Origin of the sequence: Psychroserpens sp. S379A (assembly GCF_049800755.1) — a bacterium.
Taxonomy (GTDB): domain Bacteria; phylum Bacteroidota; class Bacteroidia; order Flavobacteriales; family Flavobacteriaceae; genus Psychroserpens.
This window is the reverse complement of sequence record NZ_JBNAFQ010000001.1, coordinates 273,984-290,572: the sequence shown is the minus strand read 5'-3', so window position 1 is coordinate 290,572 and position 16,589 is coordinate 273,984. Positions and strand designations below refer to the sequence as shown.

Sequence of the window (16,589 nt, the reverse complement as noted above, 5' to 3'; positions counted from 1 at the left end):
TTTAAAGTCGCTAACAAAAGTACAAAATGAATTCAACAGAAAAGGAAATAAATTACAGCATTACTAACAGTTATTCAACTTTAAATACGCTTAGTCAAAACACAAAAAACGTTTGGTTTGTTTGTCATGGTATGGGATTTTTAAGTCGTTATTTTATACAATATTTTAAAGGTTTACATCCTGAAGAAAACTATATAATTGCTCCACAAGCACAAAGTAAATACTATCAAACGCCAAAATTTAAACATGTTGGAGCAAGCTGGCTAACAAAGGAAAATACATTGATTGAAACTGAAAATGTAATGAATTATTTTGATGCTGTGTTTGAAAAAGAAACCATTCCGAAGGATAAACATTTAATTGTACTTGGCTATTCACAAGGTGTGAGTGTGGCTATGCGTTATCTAGCAAAGCGGAAATTGCAATGCAATCAGCTTGTCTTACATTCTGGAGGCATTCCAAAAGAATTAACACCAGAACATTTTGAATTTTTAAATGCTAAAGTGAGTCTAATTTATGGAACTCAAGATGAATTTTTAAATGAAGAGCGTATTACTTACGAAACAGAAAGAGCTCAATCTCTATTTGGAAATAATTTAACGATTCTTCCGTTTGAAGGAAAACATGTTGTTAATGTAGAACTCATTAATAGCTTAGTGTAATTGATATGACCATACCAACTCTAGAAAACGAACGTGTAAAACTATCACCTTTAACTCTTGATAATTATCATAATCTTATTGATATAGCTAAAGAACCAAACCTTATCTATTATTCGCCAAGTACTATTTCAACTCCAGAATCATTACGACATTATGTAGAAGTTGCTCTTGAAGGATTTCAAACTAAAACCGTTTTGCCTTTTATTATATATGATAAGCAACATGAGCAATTTGCTGGAAGCACACGGTTTGGACTGATAAATTGGAAAAACAAAGTGCTTCACATAGGATGGACATGGCTTGGTCATCAATTTCAAGGCACTGGTTTAAATGCACATATAAAGTTTTTGATGTTACAATATGCATTTGAAACCTTAGCTTTTGAAAAAGTAGAGTTTAGAATAGATGAACGCAACCAAAAGTCTAGAAAAGCCGTTGAAAAATTGGGTGCAACATTAGAAGGTATTTTACGACAAGACACCTTAATGACTGATGGTTTTAGGCGAAGTACCTGTTGTTATGGTATTCTAAAAAAAGAGTGGTCTCATATAAAGACCACTATCTTTAAAAATTTTTAGCTTGTTTGCTGTAATGTTTTATTCTTTTCCTTGAGAATTGCTAACTGTTTTTCTAGAAATGTAATCGCTTGTTCTGTTTTGTAGCTTGACTTAGAGGCAAATTCTTTTAAGTCGTCTTTAAACTTATCTTTACCAGATTTAGCGGCTTTAGACAAGTCGTCTTTAACTTCTTTAAAATCTTCAGTAATTTGATTTTTAAGATCTTTACCTTCTTTCTTCAATTTTGCTCTAGTGTTTTTTCCTGAATCTGGAGCTAATAAAACTCCAACTGCTGCTCCAGCTAAAACACCTAATACAATTGCTCCTTTATGTATCATAACAATTTTATGTTTTTAATTATACTTGTTTAATAGATAGGTATCAAAACGTTATGAATTGTTACAAATAATCTATAAATCAATAATTTATAGGGCTAAAATTTTATTGAAAGATGAAAAATCTCTTTTAAGAATTGCGCAAGTTTGGAAAAGTACTTCTCTTTATCTTGATGTATTTTTGAAGCATCAATATTAAGGAAATGAATTTAGAAAAAAATAACAAAGCTTTTTATGAAGAGCGACTCAATGTCATTATAGAGTACATCCATAATAATCTAGATGGTAAGATTGACATAAAAATGCTAGCCGAAATTTCACATTTTTCAACATTTCATTTTCATCGTATTAGTAGAGCTATGTTAGGTGAACCTATTGGAGCATATATTTCTAGAACGCGTATAGAAACTGCTGCAAAAATGATTCGTTATACAAGCTTAGATATTGAAAGTATTGCCTACAGCGTAGGTTTTGAAACACCTTCCTCTTTATCTAAAAAGTTTAAGCATCATTTTGGAATTTCACCAACTGAGTATCGCAAAAAGAAATTATTCATAATCAAAACACACAACAGTATGGAAGTACAATTAAACATCAAAAAACCAAAAATCATTAACGTCGAAGACAAACAGTGTTTGTATTATAGAATGCAAGGAAATTATCAAACTTTAGATTATTCTGGAGCTTGGGAAAAACTTTGGCAGCAAATTAAATCTCAAAAACTATTTACCAAAGGCATAGAAATGTTAGGCTTGCCACATGATGATCCTAAAGTTACAGATAAAGACAACGTAAGTTATGATGCTTGTTTAGTGATACATAAAGACGCCAAACCATCAGGTGATATTGGTGTTAAAACACTTAAAGGTGGAACATTTGCAGTATTCTTGTATCAAGGAAGTTATAAATATTTCGAACAAGTTTACGACTATATGTTTAATGAATGGCTACTAAATACAGACTATGAGCTACGTGAAGCTCCTGTTAGAGAAAAGTACATTAGCAATCCTGAACGTGTTGCAGAAGACAAGCTAAAAACTGAATTTTATATTCCTATTAAGTAGCAATAAAAAGGGATTAATTATAAATTAATCCCTTTTATCTTTTTAAATGCTAAAAACTTATTCTTCAATTCTTTTGCCTGTAAGTTCTCGTCCTCCTTGCAATAAAGTAACGCTATCAACAACACCTTTTGAGTTTTTATTAAAGGTTAACTGTGCTTTAACGACCTTTAAATAAAATACATTCTCAGACTTAGGAAAAATATCAAAGACTGGTTGTCCTGTGGCTTGTGCTTTTAATTGATTACCATCTTTTGTAATCGTGATTATAAATTCTGGCATCAACTCATATTTACCTAAATATAATGCTAAAGTTTCATCAGACACCACAACATCATTTACATACATACTAACATCTGCTCCTAACTTTTTTAAAGTAGCAATCCCATTGTGATTGTTAGGATTTAGCTCAACAGACGTTTTATAATTTTCAATGGCTAAATCATTCTTTCCTAATTTCATTAAAGCCTCACCATAACTATCATATACATTTGAAGACTTAGGAAAAGCATCAACATTAAGTTTAAACACTTTTGCTGCTGCTTCTACTCTATCAGAACTCAAAAGTTGATAACCAATACTATTCATTTCAGATTCTATGAGTTCATAATTTTCAGAATCCTTAATCGATTCATAATGAGCTATTGATTTTTGTATGCCTTTTTCGTCAATTACTGAAAACAATTCATATGCAACCGATTTTTTTGGCATATCAAATTCCTTGTTATGCATAATTCCTCGTATAGCACGAGTCATTGAATTAAGTGGAGCTCTACCAGTATTACTTAATAAGACAATCACAGATTTATCGGAAGGTGCTCTAGAAATATTTGTATTAAATCCATGAATACCTCCTCCATGTCCAATAGTATATATGCTATCTGTTGATTTACCAATTTGCTGTTTACCAACTCCCCAACCATAAGCATAATGACTATTTCCAAATGCAGAAACGTAAGGCTTAAAAAACAGTTTCATATATTTTTCTGACACTAATGTATTTGTATACAATGCTTGATCCCATTTATATAAATCTTCAACTGTTGAATATAGTGATCCAGCAGCATAAGGGATAGACATATCTATATATCCAGAATTTCTATACGTCATTCCATTTTTATCATAACCAGTTGCTCTATTTTTAAGAATATCTGCATGATTATCATAGCCAGAATCATTCATGTTTAAAGGTGAAAATATATTATCTTGAAGCGCTTGCTCATACGATTTTCCTGATAGCTTTTCTATAATGACTCCTAATAGGAAATAACCAGAATTACTATAACTAAATCTTTCTCCTGGAGTAAAATCTAATTCTTTATCAGAAAACTCTTTTACAAATTCTTCTGGTGTATACGAATTACGAGCTTTGTCTCTAAAAAAATCAGGAAATGCTGTGTAATTTGGTATTCCAGATGTATGTGTTAATAAATGATGTGTGGTAATTATATGTCCTGTGTTTTTAGGATAATCTGTAAGATAGGTTGATATGGGCTCATGCAAATCTAATTTCCCTTCTGCTACTAATTGTAAAATAAGCATTGCAGTAAACTGTTTTGTGATAGAACCTAAGCGATGTTTTGTATTTGGCTGATTTTGAATTTCCCATTCCATATTCGCCATACCAAAGCCTTTTTTATAAATAACTTTTCCTTGTTCTGATACTAATACCGAACCATTAAACTTGCCATATTCAGCATAAGTGCTAATTAGTTCGTCGATTTTATCAATTTTAGTTTGCGAAAAACTTAATTGACCTAATAGCAAAAATGCCGAGAGTACAGCTACACTTTTTTTTAATAATTGATTCCTTAGATTTTGTTTCATGATTGATTTGATTGATTTTTTATTACTATAAATATAAGACGAAGCATTGCTCTTTTGGTTACACAATACTAAAAAAATCAATAATCAAGAATTATTCAATCAAATTAGCAACGATATCTTTTGTAGGTAAAATGGCCTTTGTATGTTCTATGCTAGGACCAGCAACCCAAACCGTTTTATACGTCGCTTTTTTGGCCGCATTTTCTGTTGCCTTCATACCAATAGAAAAACGAATCATCTTAACCCACTTTTTGAGTTTACGGTTTTTATTCAATAGGTTTTCAATCCAAGTAGATTTTGTTCCAATTTTCTGAACATAAGGTGTATTGATTACAGTACAAGGTGTACCAGAAATTCGTTCGGTCATAACAATATCTTTAGCTCCATAATCGACACAAGCTTGTTTGTATTCATTGGTAACTCCTGCTTCAACTGAAGCAATAAACGGACTTCCAACGGAGACACCTTCAGCTCCATAGCCAAGCATTTTGTCAATATCTGCTTTGCAACCTACTCCTCCTGCTGAAATTACTGGAATGGACAAATTGTCTTTTAATTCTTTAATTAATGCCTCTGGAGATAAATTTCCTCGATGACCTCCAGCTTCATTGTTAACAGCAATAGCTGCATCTGCTCCTAAAGATTCAACTTTTTTAGCAAATTTTAAATCGGTAACATCACAAAACACTTTAATACCAACAGCATGTGCTTGATTGATTGTTTCTTCAGGACTGCCTAAAGACGTGATTATAAAATCGCATCCTTCTTCGCATAACACCTCTAACTGACCTTTGTATTTTATGTTAGATTTATTAACAATTAAATTAAATCCAAAAGAACCTCCTTCAACTTTAGCAGCTTTCAATGCTTTAATCGCAGTTCGTAATTCGTCTAATGTTCTATAATTTAAAGCTGGAATACAACCTGCAATACCAGCATTCATGGCTTCTTTCACCATAGCAACATTAGATACCAAAAACATTGGTGCTTGAATGATTGGATACTTAATTTTAAGTAGTTCTGTTAGTTTTGTTGGTGTCATACTAAGTTTTTTGTAAAGATATAAAAAATACTATGCATGCATAATTAAATACATCTATTATAATAACCAATGAACTAGATAAATTTTAGTTTATCTTTTGAGAATGATATATTAGCATTCTTAACTCTAGCTCATGATTAAAAACATCTTTAGTATTTTCTTATGTTTGACACTATCTCTTTCGGCTTTTTCACAAAAACGAATTGAACCAACTACAGAAGATATCACACTCGCAAACAGCCTAAAAGAACAATTTCCTGACGACAATGTAGCGTTAATAAGCAGTAAAGACAAAGTGACGTTTGGCTTTAATAAGCGTGATAAAAAAGTAACAGTATTACATCATGTAAGTGAAAACATGATAAATATTGATTCTCGTGCTGATATTCAAGTGTATCATTTTTACGATGGAGAATCTACTATTGAAGAGTTTGAAATTAAATATAGAAATCAAAAGCAAGCCAATTTCCATGTTAAAGATGATGCTTATACTAGTGATGATTTATTCCATAATGATAGTCGTGTTAAATATGCAACAATCGATTTTCCTCTAAAAGGTTATCGCTATTTAACGTCTATTAAAAAGCACTATAAAGACATCAAATATTTTACTAAACTTTACTTTAATGGCGACTATCCTACTGCTAAAAAAACCATTCGTATTGAAGTTCCTAATTGGTTAGATATGGAGTTAAAAGAACTAAATTTTGAAGGTTACGACATTGATAAAACGATAAGTCCGAACCAAAATGGCAATGGTAAAATTTACACTTACACACTAAATGACATATCAGGAATGTATAAAGAGGAAGCTACTCCTGGACCAACTTATATCTATCCTCATATTTTAATTTTGGCAAAATCGTATACCAATAATAATGAAACTGTAAATATTTTTAAAGAGACTCAAGATCTTTATAATTGGTATAAATCTTTGGTTAATAGCTTAGAAAATGATGTGACTCCTATAAAAGCTAAGGTTAAAGAACTTACAGAGAATGCAACTTCAGATGATGAGAAAATAAAAAACATTTATTACTGGGTTCAAGATAACATTCGTTATATCGCTTTTGAAGATGGAATTGCTGGCTTTAAACCAGATGAAGCTGCTAATGTATTTACAAAGCGTTATGGCGATTGCAAAGGCATGGCAAACCTAACCAAGCAAATGCTCATTGAAGCTGGTTTTGATGCACGTTTAACATGGATTGGCACAAAACGAATAGCTTACGACTACTCTACGCCTAGCCTATCTGTTGATAATCATATGATATGTACTTTATTTAAAGATGGAAAAACCATTTTCTTAGATGGAACAGAAAAGTTTAATGCTTTTGGTGAATATGCAGACCGCATTCAAGGGAAACAAGTATTGATAGAAAATGGAGACGATTATATTTTAGAATATGTGCCAAGTGCTGAAGCAGCATTTAATAAAGAGCAATTTGATTTCAGTTTAAAGCTTTCAGAAGATAATATTATTGGCCAAGTAAATAAAACCTTTAATGGAGAAAGCAGGTCAAGTCTACTCTATTACTTCAACAGTTTAAAAAATGATAAAAAAGACGAATTTTTAGAGTATTACCTCAATAAAGGAAATAGCAATATAAAAGTGTCTAATATAGAAACTTCCGATTTACAAAACCGAGATAAAAACATCAATATTGCCTACAATGTTGATGTTAAAAATGCAGTATCATCATTTGATAATCAAGTGTATGTCGATCTTGATTTTGATAAAGAATTATCAAATTTTGTTTTAGAAGAACGCAAAACAGATTACATTTTTAGCTCTAAAAAAGATTTAGAATCTACGACACGACTAGAAATACCTCAAGGTTATAACATCTCGCATTTGCCTGAAAATATTTCGGTTACCAATGACAATTTTGATATGAGTGTTAATTTTTCAAAAGAGAATAATGTTATTATTTACAAAAAGCAATTCCGTATCAAACATGCTAAAATTGAAACAGCAGATTTTGAAAAATGGAATGGTTTTATCAAAAAACTCGATGCCTTATATAACGAACAAATTATCTTAACTAAAGACTAACTATGACTTCAAAATATTTACTTCTGTTCATGCTTGTAATATCAACAAGTGTTTATTCTCAATCTAAAGAAGAATTAGCTGCTAAAGAGTTTTTTTGGGGAGCAAATGATGCCTATAAAAATGCCAATGATATTCCAGCAGAATGGTCTAACGAATCTGCAGTAGTCATTTATAAAAATGCCAATTACGACTTTCACAAATTTGGCAAAAATGTAACCTATACCACTTCTGTTAGAAAACGTATTAAGTTATTAGATAAAGCTGCCGTTGAAGAATTCTCTGAGTTTTCTTTTGTAAAACGTTTTAGATCATCAAAAGGCCGTTTTTCATGGAGAAAAAAAGGAGATACTTATGTTGGTGTGAAAGTAATTAAACCAGATGGTAGTGTCACTGAAATAGATGTCGAAAATGATGCTGTAGAAGTCGATGGCGAAACAAAATTAGCCATTTCTAACCTAGAGGTTGGAGATATTATTGATTATTACTATTACAAAAATGAGCCTTTTAAAAGTACGTATGCTTTTGGTTTTGATCCTGTTGAAACGAGTTTAAATGAAGAATATCCAATCATGGATTTTAAATTGTTTTTTGAAACTGAAAACGACTTCTTTATCAATTTCAAGTCCTTTAATGGCGCTCCAGATTTAAAAGAAATTCCTACAGAGAAAAAGAACATGAGACGTTATGAATTAACTGAAACTAACATTCCTAAGCGAGAATACACACGTTGGTTTTATCCTTTGGTTGAGTTACCTTCTTATAAATTTCAAGTCTATTTTGCACGTTCTGGAAAATTTGAAGATCGCGCTTTAGCGTTTTTACCAGAGAAAGAAGATATTATTAAGACTAGTGTTTCAGACGAAGAAGTTTTAGATCTTTATGATAGTAGATTTAAGCCTAATGGAGACGTAGGTGATGTAAAATCTTTTTTTAAAGGAAAGACATTTAATTCTGATGCAGAAAAAGTAACAGCAGCTTACTATTACATGAGGCATTATTATTTAACACGTTATTTAGAAGCGTTTTATGCTCGAGAAGCTAGTATTTCGACTTATCCTTTTATGGTTTACGGCAATGATGCTGTCTTCATTCAAAACCAAAAACAATTCATCAGACATTTTACAGAATTTCTTAAGAGACAAGACATCAATTACAATATCGTCGTTGGAAAAAAACGATACGATGGTAATATTGATGAATTACTTATTGAGCGTAATGTAAACGTCATGGTAAAAGTAAATACAACTCAGCCAATGTATGCAGAGTTTTTTAGTCCGCATACTAACATTAATGAGTTCTCTCCTCTTATGGAAGGTACAGATGTATTTTTATTGTCTTCAAAAAAGACAAAACGTATCATAGACAAAATTGATCGTGGCACATTACCAACATCAAGCTATGAAGATAATGAAACTAAAAAGGTAGTAACGGTTAGCTTAAATGATGATTTTTCAACATTAACATTATCATCTGTTAATAGTTTTAAAGGACATCAAAAATCTGATGAACAATACGACAGATTACTATTTAGTGATTATGTATTTGAAGATTATGAAAAATATGGAACTGAATCTTGGATTGAAATGACTCGAGGAAAAAAGAATAAAATCAAGTTTCAAAAAGAAATGGATGCTTTAATCGATAAACTAAAAACCAAACAAAAGGAACGTTTTGAAAGCAGTGCAAAAAGCGAATATGGTATTGAAAATATCGAAGATTATTCCTTTGTTATTAATGATAATGGTCGATATGCATTTGATAGTTATTTTACATTTACCGAAGGGTTTTCAGCAAACAATGCATTGCTTAAAAAAGCTGGTCCGAATTATATTTTTGAAATCGGAAAACTTATTGGTGGTCAAATAGATTTAGAAGACAAAGAGCGTAAACGAACTGAAAATATATACTTAGCTCACCCAAGAGTTTATAATTATAAAATTGTTTTTAATATTCCTGAAGGTTTTACAGTAGCTGGTTTAGACAAGCTAAACAAAAATGTAGATAATTCTACTGGAGCTTTTATTAGTACTGCAAAAATTGAAGGTGACCAATTAATAGTTACAACTTCTAAACGCTATAAAAACTATTATGAATCTAACAGTGATTGGTCAAAAATGATTGTGTTTTTAGACGAAGCTAATCAATTTACTAACGAAAAAGTGTTACTAAAGAAACTATAAAAAATTATCTGTATTTACTTAGTTTGTAGGGTTTTGACATAAAATTAGCAACCATAATATTAGGTACCCAACACAACCAAGCTACAATTCTATACACAGTGATATGATTATCAAAAAAGGATGATATTATTGGCATCCAAAATCGTAAAGTTACTGCCGAAAAACAAGCTGCATAACTATAAATCATAAAAATTTGAAACTTTCTTTTACTCCCATTTTTTATTTCTAGAAAAGCTCTAGATGTAGAATACAGCCAAATAATTGCTAAGATTGAAAACCCGATTGTAGATATCATTCCACCAGTAGCAAAATAGGCAATGTACAAACCTGAAAAACTACTAAACAATACAGAAATGAGATACACCGTAAATAAGTTACCATGTAAATTTCTATTATTTTTTCTAAGTTTTTCTATAAATTGAGTCCAACCAATAAGCAGTGCAAGTCCTCCAAGTGAAATATGTGCATAAAAAGCAATATTCCAAAGTCCATTACCTAGCAATAAATTACTTTTAGTTTTCAAGATGCCAAACTTTGATTCAATCAAAAAATATAAAGCTGGATATAAACCAATTACAATACATAAGGCAACAAAAATAATATAACCGAGTTTTTTAGTCATTGCATTAAACTTATAGAGCGTTATCAATAATATGTTGTACAACTTCAGGATTTAAAAGTGTACTTGTATCTCCCAAATTACTAGTGTCTTTTTCTGCGATTTTACGTAAAATACGACGCATAATTTTACCACTACGTGTTTTTGGTAATCCGTTAGTAAATTGAATCTTATCTAATTTTGCAATTGGACCAATTTGTTCTGTAATAATTTGATTGATTTCCTGTCGCAAATTATCCTGATTTCTACTTTCTCCAATATCTTTAAGCGTCACATATCCATACAATGCGTTTCCTTTAATATCATGAGGAAAACCAACAATGGCACTTTCTGCTACAGCTGGATGCTCATTAATAGCATCTTCAATAGGAGCTGTTCCTAAATTATGTCCTGAAACTATAATAACATCATCTACGCGACCTGTAATTCTGTAATAACCTACTTCATCACGTAAAGCGCCATCACCTGTAAAATACATGTTATTATAAGCAGAAAAATAGGTATGCTTATAACGTTGATGATTTCCCCAAATAGTTCGTGCTATACTTGGCCATGGAAATTTTATGCACAAGCGACCATTTACTTGATTACCTTTAATTTCTTGTCCGTTTTCATCCATTAAAGCTGGCTGAATACCAATAAAAGGCAATGTAGCATAGGTTGGTTTTGTTGGTGTAGCAAACGCAATTGGAGTAATCATAATGCCTCCTGTTTCAGTTTGCCACCAAGTATCAACTATTGGTGCTTTTTTCTTTCCGACATTATCATCATACCAATGCCAAGCTTCTTCATTAATTGGTTCGCCAACAGTTCCTAAAACTTTAAGAGATGATAAATCGTATTTATCTAAGTGTTCTACGCCTTCTTTTGCTAAAGCTCTTATTGCAGTTGGCGCAGTATAAAATTGGTTTACCTTATGTTTTTCAACAATATCCCAAAAACGTCCAAAATCTGGATAATTTGGCACACCTTCAAACATCACTGTTGTAGCTCCATTACATAGTGGTCCGTAAACAATATAACTATGACCAGTAATCCAGCCTATATCTGCAGTACACCAATACACATCCTCTTCTCTGTATTGAAATACATTTTTAAACGTATAGGCTGTATACACCATATAACCAGCTGTAGTATGAACCATTCCTTTTGGTTGTCCTGTAGAACCAGAAGTATATAAAATGAATAACGGATCTTCGGCATGCATTGTTTCGGCTAGACAATTAGAATCGGCTTTATCAAGTAAAGGTTGTAACCAATAATCTCGGCCTTCTTTCATGCTTATATCAGAATCAATTCGTTTGGCAACTAATACAGACTCTACACACGAACAATCTTTAAGCGCTTCGTCAACAATACTTTTTAAATCGATGGTTTTTGTTCCTCTAAACGAACCATCACTAGTAATAACCATTTTACAATCAGAATCATTGATTCTAGTTGCTAATGCGTTTGAAGAAAATCCAGCGAACACAACAGAATGTATTGCTCCAATCCTTGCGCATGCTAAAACTGAAATGGCTAATTCTGGAATCATTGGTAGATAAATACAAACACGATCACCCTTTTTGATTCCGTTTTGCTTCAGGACATTAGCAAACTTACAAACTTTTTCATGTAATTGATTGTATGTAATGTGCTGTGCCTCTTCATTAGGATTGTTAGGTTCAAAAATAATGGCTGTTTTATTACCACGAGTTGGTAAATGTCTATCGATACAATTTTCTGTGATGTTTAACTGAGCACCTTCAAACCATTTTATTTCGGGTTTGGTAAAATCCCAATTTAAAACACGATCCCATTTTTTTCGCCACATAAAATGCTCTTCGGCAATTTCTTCCCAAAAGACTTCAGGATTTCTAACCGATTTACGATATACTTGGTAGTATTCTTCAAGATGTTTTATATGATAATTACTCATAAATAGTTGATTAGAACGTCAATTTAATAATTATTAGAAAAAAAATGATATTAATTTACGATTTAATACGAGTTCTATAGGCTTTTATCTCTTTTACAACCTTTGGAGCCAATATAATTGTGGCCAACATTGTAGGAATAGCCATGAATGCAAATATGCCATCAATAAAATTTATCATGGTACTAAACGAGGTTGTAGCTGCTAGAATAATACTCAAAATATACAAGTAATTGTAATAGTGCTTCTTATCTGCTCCAAATACAAAAGACATACATTTTGTTCCATAATACGCGTATGAAAACAGTGATGATATACTAAAAACAAACACACAAATCATAAGTAAGTATTGTCCGTATTTTGGTATTGCATTTTGAAACGCTGAAGCTGTTAAGCTCACACCATTATTAGATGTTGTTTCCCAAACTCCAGTCACTAAAATAGCCAAAGCTGTTAATGTACACACTATTAGTGTATCTATTACTGGACCAAGCATGGCAACGAGTCCTTCACGAACAGGCTCATCTGTTTTTGCAGCACCATGAGCCATAGGAGCAGTTCCTATACCTGCTTCATTTGAAAAAGCACCTCGTTTTACACCTAAGAGAATTAAAGCACCTAACATGCCTCCAAATACTTTTTCTCCCTTAATAAAATCTGCTGAAAACGCATCTGTAAAAATCATTATAAAGTACTTTGGGACTTCGCTGTAATTGATTACAAGAATGATAAGTACTAAAACAAAGTATAGGATCACCATTGATGGAACTAGCTTAGATGCAATTGTACTAATTCGGTTTAAGCCTCCTAAAATGACTATGGAAGTGAGTAAAACTAGAATTGCGGCTATGATCAAATTAGAGCTTAGTGATACTTCTACTCCATTCGGAATTAAAACGATATCATTAATGGCTTGTTTTAACTGATTAACATTAACGACTGGTAATGCGCCAAACATTCCAAAAACCGAAAACATAATGGCGAGAAATGTCCAGTTTTTCCCTAAACCTTGTTTAATAAAATACATTGGTCCACCTTGCAATTCTCCATTGCTATCTTTTCCTCTATACATAATTGCCAACGTAGATGTAAAAAACTTTGTACTCATACCAACAATAGCACTAATCCACATCCAAAACATAGCTCCAGGACCACCAACTGAAATGGCAAGAGCAACACCAGCAATGTTTCCCATACCAATTGTAGAAGATAATGCTGTTGTTAAAGCTTTAAAGTGACTAATTTCACCTAAGTCATTCGGGTTGTCATATTTACCACGAAGCACTTGAATGGCATGACCAAAAAATCGAAAAGGCAAAAAACGTGAGATTATAAGTAGATACAAACCTCCACCAATGAGCAATACAAGCAATGGAATTCCCCAAGCTAGTGAAGAAAACTTTTCAGAAATCACATTAAGTTGCTCCATTATCAGAATTTAAAAATATAGCTCTAAGATATTATTTTAGTTTTATCCATTCACAAAAATTAAAGTATCTTTCGGCTTTTAAAATTATTTCTTTTTGAATAAAGCAACTACTCTAATCGTTATATTTTTTACTTTTTTCAGTTTTAGTCAAGAGTCTAACACAACATCTTTGTCTAATGATTTTATTATAACTCCAGAATTGCTAATTGGAATCACTGGAGAGTCTAACTCAGAATTTCCAGACCGATCGTTGCAAAAACAGTTTCTAGTTAGTTTTGGCTGGAATCATTTTAATAGTGACCAAGAATGGGCAAAACGACTTAAGCATCCAAGAACAGGTTTAAGTTTAGGATATACCAATTTTGGAAATAATGACAAACTAGGCTATGCTTTTTCTGTTTTGCCTTTTATTGAATTTAATGGTTTTAAACAAGAGCGCTTTAAAGTTCATATTGGTACTGGAGTGTCTTATTTTAATACACAATATGATTTTAAACACAACTTCTTCAACAGAGCTGTGTCTACCGATTTAACTTGGTCGTTTAGATTGTTTTCGTATTATAATTTGTTTCCAACTGAAACTATAGACTGGAGAATTGGTCTTGGTTACGCGCATCATTCAAATGGTCATACACGTTTACCAAATCAAGGTTATAATTCATTTTTATTTAGTCTTTCTGCCGATATTAAATCGGTGTCTTCACCTTCAAAAAATAAGACATCAACGCTTAAGTCATTCAATAAAAGTATTTCAGATTATTATATTGTAAATTTTGGTTTAGGAATCAATGCGTTATCAGAAACCTTCGGAAGCAAAAAAGCTGTGTACAACCTCTCTGGTGAATATGGTAAGCTAATCAATAATACGTTTAAATTAGGCATCGGTTTTTATTACAGATTTTATCAGAATTACTACGATTACATAAAAAATAACGAATCTTTAGTTCAAGATGGTAGAGCGTTTGATTATTTAAAGAGCAGTCCGTTTTGGAATGCTACCAATTTTGGATTAACTCTTAATGGTGAAATTTTAATGAATCATTTTGGTATTGATGTACAGTTTGGGTTTAACATTCATAAACCAGCCTACAGAATAGATTGGACACTTAATCAAGGTTATGGTATTGTTCCTAGAGAGATTCCAGAAGATCATGGCACTGAATATGCACTTGGAGAATTAGACTCTTATTACCAATTAAAACGCTTGATTTCTGGTCGATTCGGACTTAAATACTACCTTATTGGTACTGAGAAAAAATCAAATCATGATTTTTATTTTGGCACTTTTATCAATTCAAATTTTGGTCAAGCCGATTTTACCGAATTTAGTGTTGGTTACATTCGAAAATTCAATTTTAAGGAACGTTGATGCCATTCATCTTTACAGTGTAAAGCTTACCTGTATTCCCATAAAATCATAATTCCTTCAGTAAACCCATATCCATATCCTCCTCCTCCACTTTGAAAGTCACCAAAATTAACATTAAATCGTCCAGATTGAATACCTTCTATTTGCTTAACAGACCAACCTTTTTTATTCATCTCATCTATCAACTCGTTAAGTTCAGTCATGTCTTTAACCTCTATTCTTTCATGCAAATCAGTATCAGAAACTCTTTTTTTAGATTCTTCATAACTCTCATAATGATTATTATAATTTTTCTGTGAAATCAATTCTTTTAAGTCATCTAAATTAAATTCAGATAGCACTTTAGTATGAAAGCGCTCCTTTACAGAGTTATTATTTAATTCTGGCTTCAATAAACGTTCTTCAATATTATAAGCGTCTAATAAGGTTTGATCTTTGTATGATAAACCTGCTTTAAAATCTTTCTTTAATTCATTAAGTTTATGTAACGCTGTTAAATCACTATCATTTAACTTTTTATAACTCCTGTTTGGATTGTCTTTTAAATAGTTTTTATGTGCTTCAAGTGTATTTTGTTCATCAATTTGTTTTTCTTTTAATTCATAATCAAAAGAAGATTTTGAATTTGAAAACCTAAAAAATGTAATCTTATTTGTCATTTGGGACTTCGACTTGTAAAAGTTAATTATGCGTATTTATAGTTTGGTTAAAGTTTCTCCATCTAGTGTTAATTGATTTCCAGATACTGAAAAGTTTTGTACTCCTATATTGTTATCGTCAAACTCAGCTGTTCCGTTTCCTTGTGAATAAACATAGATAAAGTCATACGTTTGAATAATATTCGTACCAGCAGAATTTGTTTCAGCTTCTAAATATCCAGTATCAAATGTTTCGAAAACCAAATAAAAATCAATTTCTATTGTTTGTCCAGATTGAGTTGTTGTTTCTTGACGATACCAAGTAGTTCCTTCTATATCTGTTAGAAAACTTTGCTCATTATTATCGTCGTCACTATTGCTACAATTTAAAATGAAGATTGATAAAAATGTTACAACTATAAATTTTGATAAACTATTTTTCATTATTACAAGTATTAATTTCGTTCAAATGTTTCGGTTAAAGTTCCTTCTCCACTAATTTCAGTTTCCCATTTTAGTGAATTTTCAGTCAATTCAATAATTTGTAGCGTGTAAGTTTCATTTCCTGAATCTGCTTCATCCCAATTTAGAATCAATGTATTACCATTTCTGGACCAATCTCCAAATTCTGATATGTCTTCTCCATTATTACCAAAGCCTTCATAAATAAACTCAGCGCGATTATTTGAAGTGAATTTTACAATATTGTTATCAGGTATACCAGCATTGTTTCCATTAAATGTACTTGATACACCCAACCAAGTTCCTATTAGTGTTATATTGGTGTCACTTTCATTACTGCTATCGTCACTTGAGCAGTTGGTAATGGATAAAAAACTAATAATAGCTCCAATTCCGTAGGTTAAGATTCTTTTCTTCATTATAAAGTCTATGTA

General features: G+C 31.6%; 15 protein-coding genes. 6 read left to right on the top strand and 9 right to left on the bottom strand.

The genetic code is table 11. The annotated features are described in order from the left end of the window. Nucleotides 1–26 precede the first annotated feature (26 nt). Both ACP15M_RS01250 and ACP15M_RS01245 read left to right on the top strand, forming a co-directional pair. A complete protein-coding gene (locus ACP15M_RS01250; RefSeq protein ID WP_425075349.1) occupies nt 27–662 on the top strand; it encodes an alpha/beta hydrolase in 636 nt (211 codons plus the stop codon). A 5-nt stretch (nt 663–667) separates the two neighbouring features. Further along, nucleotides 668–1,240 carry a GNAT family N-acetyltransferase gene (locus tag ACP15M_RS01245; protein ID WP_425075348.1) on the top strand — a complete coding sequence of 191 codons (573 nt, stop codon included), beginning with the start codon at nt 668–670 and terminating at the stop codon, nt 1,238–1,240. Here the strand turns inward: ACP15M_RS01245 and ACP15M_RS01240 are convergent. Then, complete coding sequence (locus tag ACP15M_RS01240) at nt 1,237–1,557, bottom strand: YtxH domain-containing protein (protein ID WP_425075347.1); 321 nt, start codon at nt 1,555–1,557, stop codon at nt 1,237–1,239. The two genes, ACP15M_RS01245 and ACP15M_RS01240, sit on opposite strands and share 4 nt — an antisense overlap. A 200-nt stretch (nt 1,558–1,757) precedes the next feature. Here ACP15M_RS01240 and ACP15M_RS01235 point away from each other — a divergent pair, with 200 nt between their 5' ends. Beyond that, complete coding sequence (locus ACP15M_RS01235) at nt 1,758–2,618, top strand: AraC family transcriptional regulator (RefSeq protein WP_425075346.1); 861 nt, start codon at nt 1,758–1,760, stop codon at nt 2,616–2,618. A 57-nt stretch (nt 2,619–2,675) separates the two neighbouring features. On the opposite strand, the gene ACP15M_RS01230 is transcribed toward ACP15M_RS01235, so the two are convergent. Beyond that, nucleotides 2,676–4,442, bottom strand: coding sequence for a serine hydrolase (locus tag ACP15M_RS01230; protein ID WP_425075345.1), 1,767 nt, complete (start codon nt 4,440–4,442; stop codon nt 2,676–2,678). 91 nt (nt 4,443–4,533) lie between these two features. After that, complete coding sequence (locus ACP15M_RS01225; RefSeq protein WP_425075344.1) at nt 4,534–5,484, bottom strand: NAD(P)H-dependent flavin oxidoreductase; 951 nt, start codon at nt 5,482–5,484, stop codon at nt 4,534–4,536. A gap of 133 nt (nt 5,485–5,617) precedes the next feature. Between ACP15M_RS01225 and ACP15M_RS01220 the strand changes: the two genes are divergently transcribed. Together ACP15M_RS01220 and ACP15M_RS01215 are read left to right on the top strand one after the other, a co-directional pair. Beyond that, nucleotides 5,618–7,540, top strand: a complete 1,923-nt coding sequence (locus tag ACP15M_RS01220; protein WP_425075343.1) for a transglutaminase-like domain-containing protein — start codon at nt 5,618–5,620, stop codon at nt 7,538–7,540. A gap of 2 nt (nt 7,541–7,542) precedes the next feature. Beyond that, nucleotides 7,543–9,720 carry a DUF3857 domain-containing protein gene (locus tag ACP15M_RS01215; protein WP_425075342.1) on the top strand — a complete coding sequence of 726 codons (2,178 nt, stop codon included), beginning with the start codon at nt 7,543–7,545 and terminating at the stop codon, nt 9,718–9,720. Nucleotides 9,721–9,724: 4 nt separating this feature from the next. On the opposite strand, the gene ACP15M_RS01210 is transcribed toward ACP15M_RS01215, so the two are convergent. The 3 genes from ACP15M_RS01210 to ACP15M_RS01200 are packed head-to-tail and all read right to left on the bottom strand — an operon-like array spanning nt 9,725 to nt 13,686. After that, nucleotides 9,725–10,342 carry a DUF2306 domain-containing protein gene (locus ACP15M_RS01210; protein ID WP_425075341.1) on the bottom strand — a complete coding sequence of 206 codons (618 nt, stop codon included), beginning with the start codon at nt 10,340–10,342 and terminating at the stop codon, nt 9,725–9,727. A gap of 10 nt (nt 10,343–10,352) precedes the next feature. Further along, nucleotides 10,353–12,260 carry an acetate--CoA ligase gene (gene acs, locus ACP15M_RS01205; RefSeq protein ID WP_425075340.1) on the bottom strand — a complete coding sequence of 636 codons (1,908 nt, stop codon included), beginning with the start codon at nt 12,258–12,260 and terminating at the stop codon, nt 10,353–10,355. Between the two features lie 55 nt (nt 12,261–12,315). Continuing rightward, nucleotides 12,316–13,686, bottom strand: a complete 1,371-nt coding sequence (locus tag ACP15M_RS01200; RefSeq protein ID WP_425075339.1) for an alanine/glycine:cation symporter family protein — start codon at nt 13,684–13,686, stop codon at nt 12,316–12,318. Nucleotides 13,687–13,780: 94 nt separating this feature from the next. On the opposite strand from ACP15M_RS01200, the gene ACP15M_RS01195 reads away from it, so the two are divergent. Then, nucleotides 13,781–15,055, top strand: coding sequence for an acyloxyacyl hydrolase (locus ACP15M_RS01195; RefSeq protein WP_425075338.1), 1,275 nt, complete (start codon nt 13,781–13,783; stop codon nt 15,053–15,055). A 26-nt stretch (nt 15,056–15,081) separates the two neighbouring features. Here ACP15M_RS01195 and ACP15M_RS01190 read toward each other — a convergent pair whose 3' ends face one another. The 3 genes from ACP15M_RS01190 to ACP15M_RS01180 are packed head-to-tail and all read right to left on the bottom strand — an operon-like array spanning nt 15,082 to nt 16,574. Beyond that, the gene (locus ACP15M_RS01190) at nt 15,082–15,714 is read right to left on the bottom strand and encodes a hypothetical protein (RefSeq protein WP_425075337.1); all 633 of its coding nucleotides are present in this window, start codon (nt 15,712–15,714) and stop codon (nt 15,082–15,084) included. Between the two features lie 36 nt (nt 15,715–15,750). Continuing rightward, complete coding sequence (locus ACP15M_RS01185) at nt 15,751–16,137, bottom strand: hypothetical protein (RefSeq protein WP_425075336.1); 387 nt, start codon at nt 16,135–16,137, stop codon at nt 15,751–15,753. 11 nt (nt 16,138–16,148) lie between these two features. After that, nucleotides 16,149–16,574: a lipocalin family protein gene (locus tag ACP15M_RS01180; protein WP_425075335.1), complete on the bottom strand. Its 426-nt coding sequence runs from the start codon at nt 16,572–16,574 to the stop codon at nt 16,149–16,151. Nucleotides 16,575–16,589: the final 15 nt, after the last annotated feature.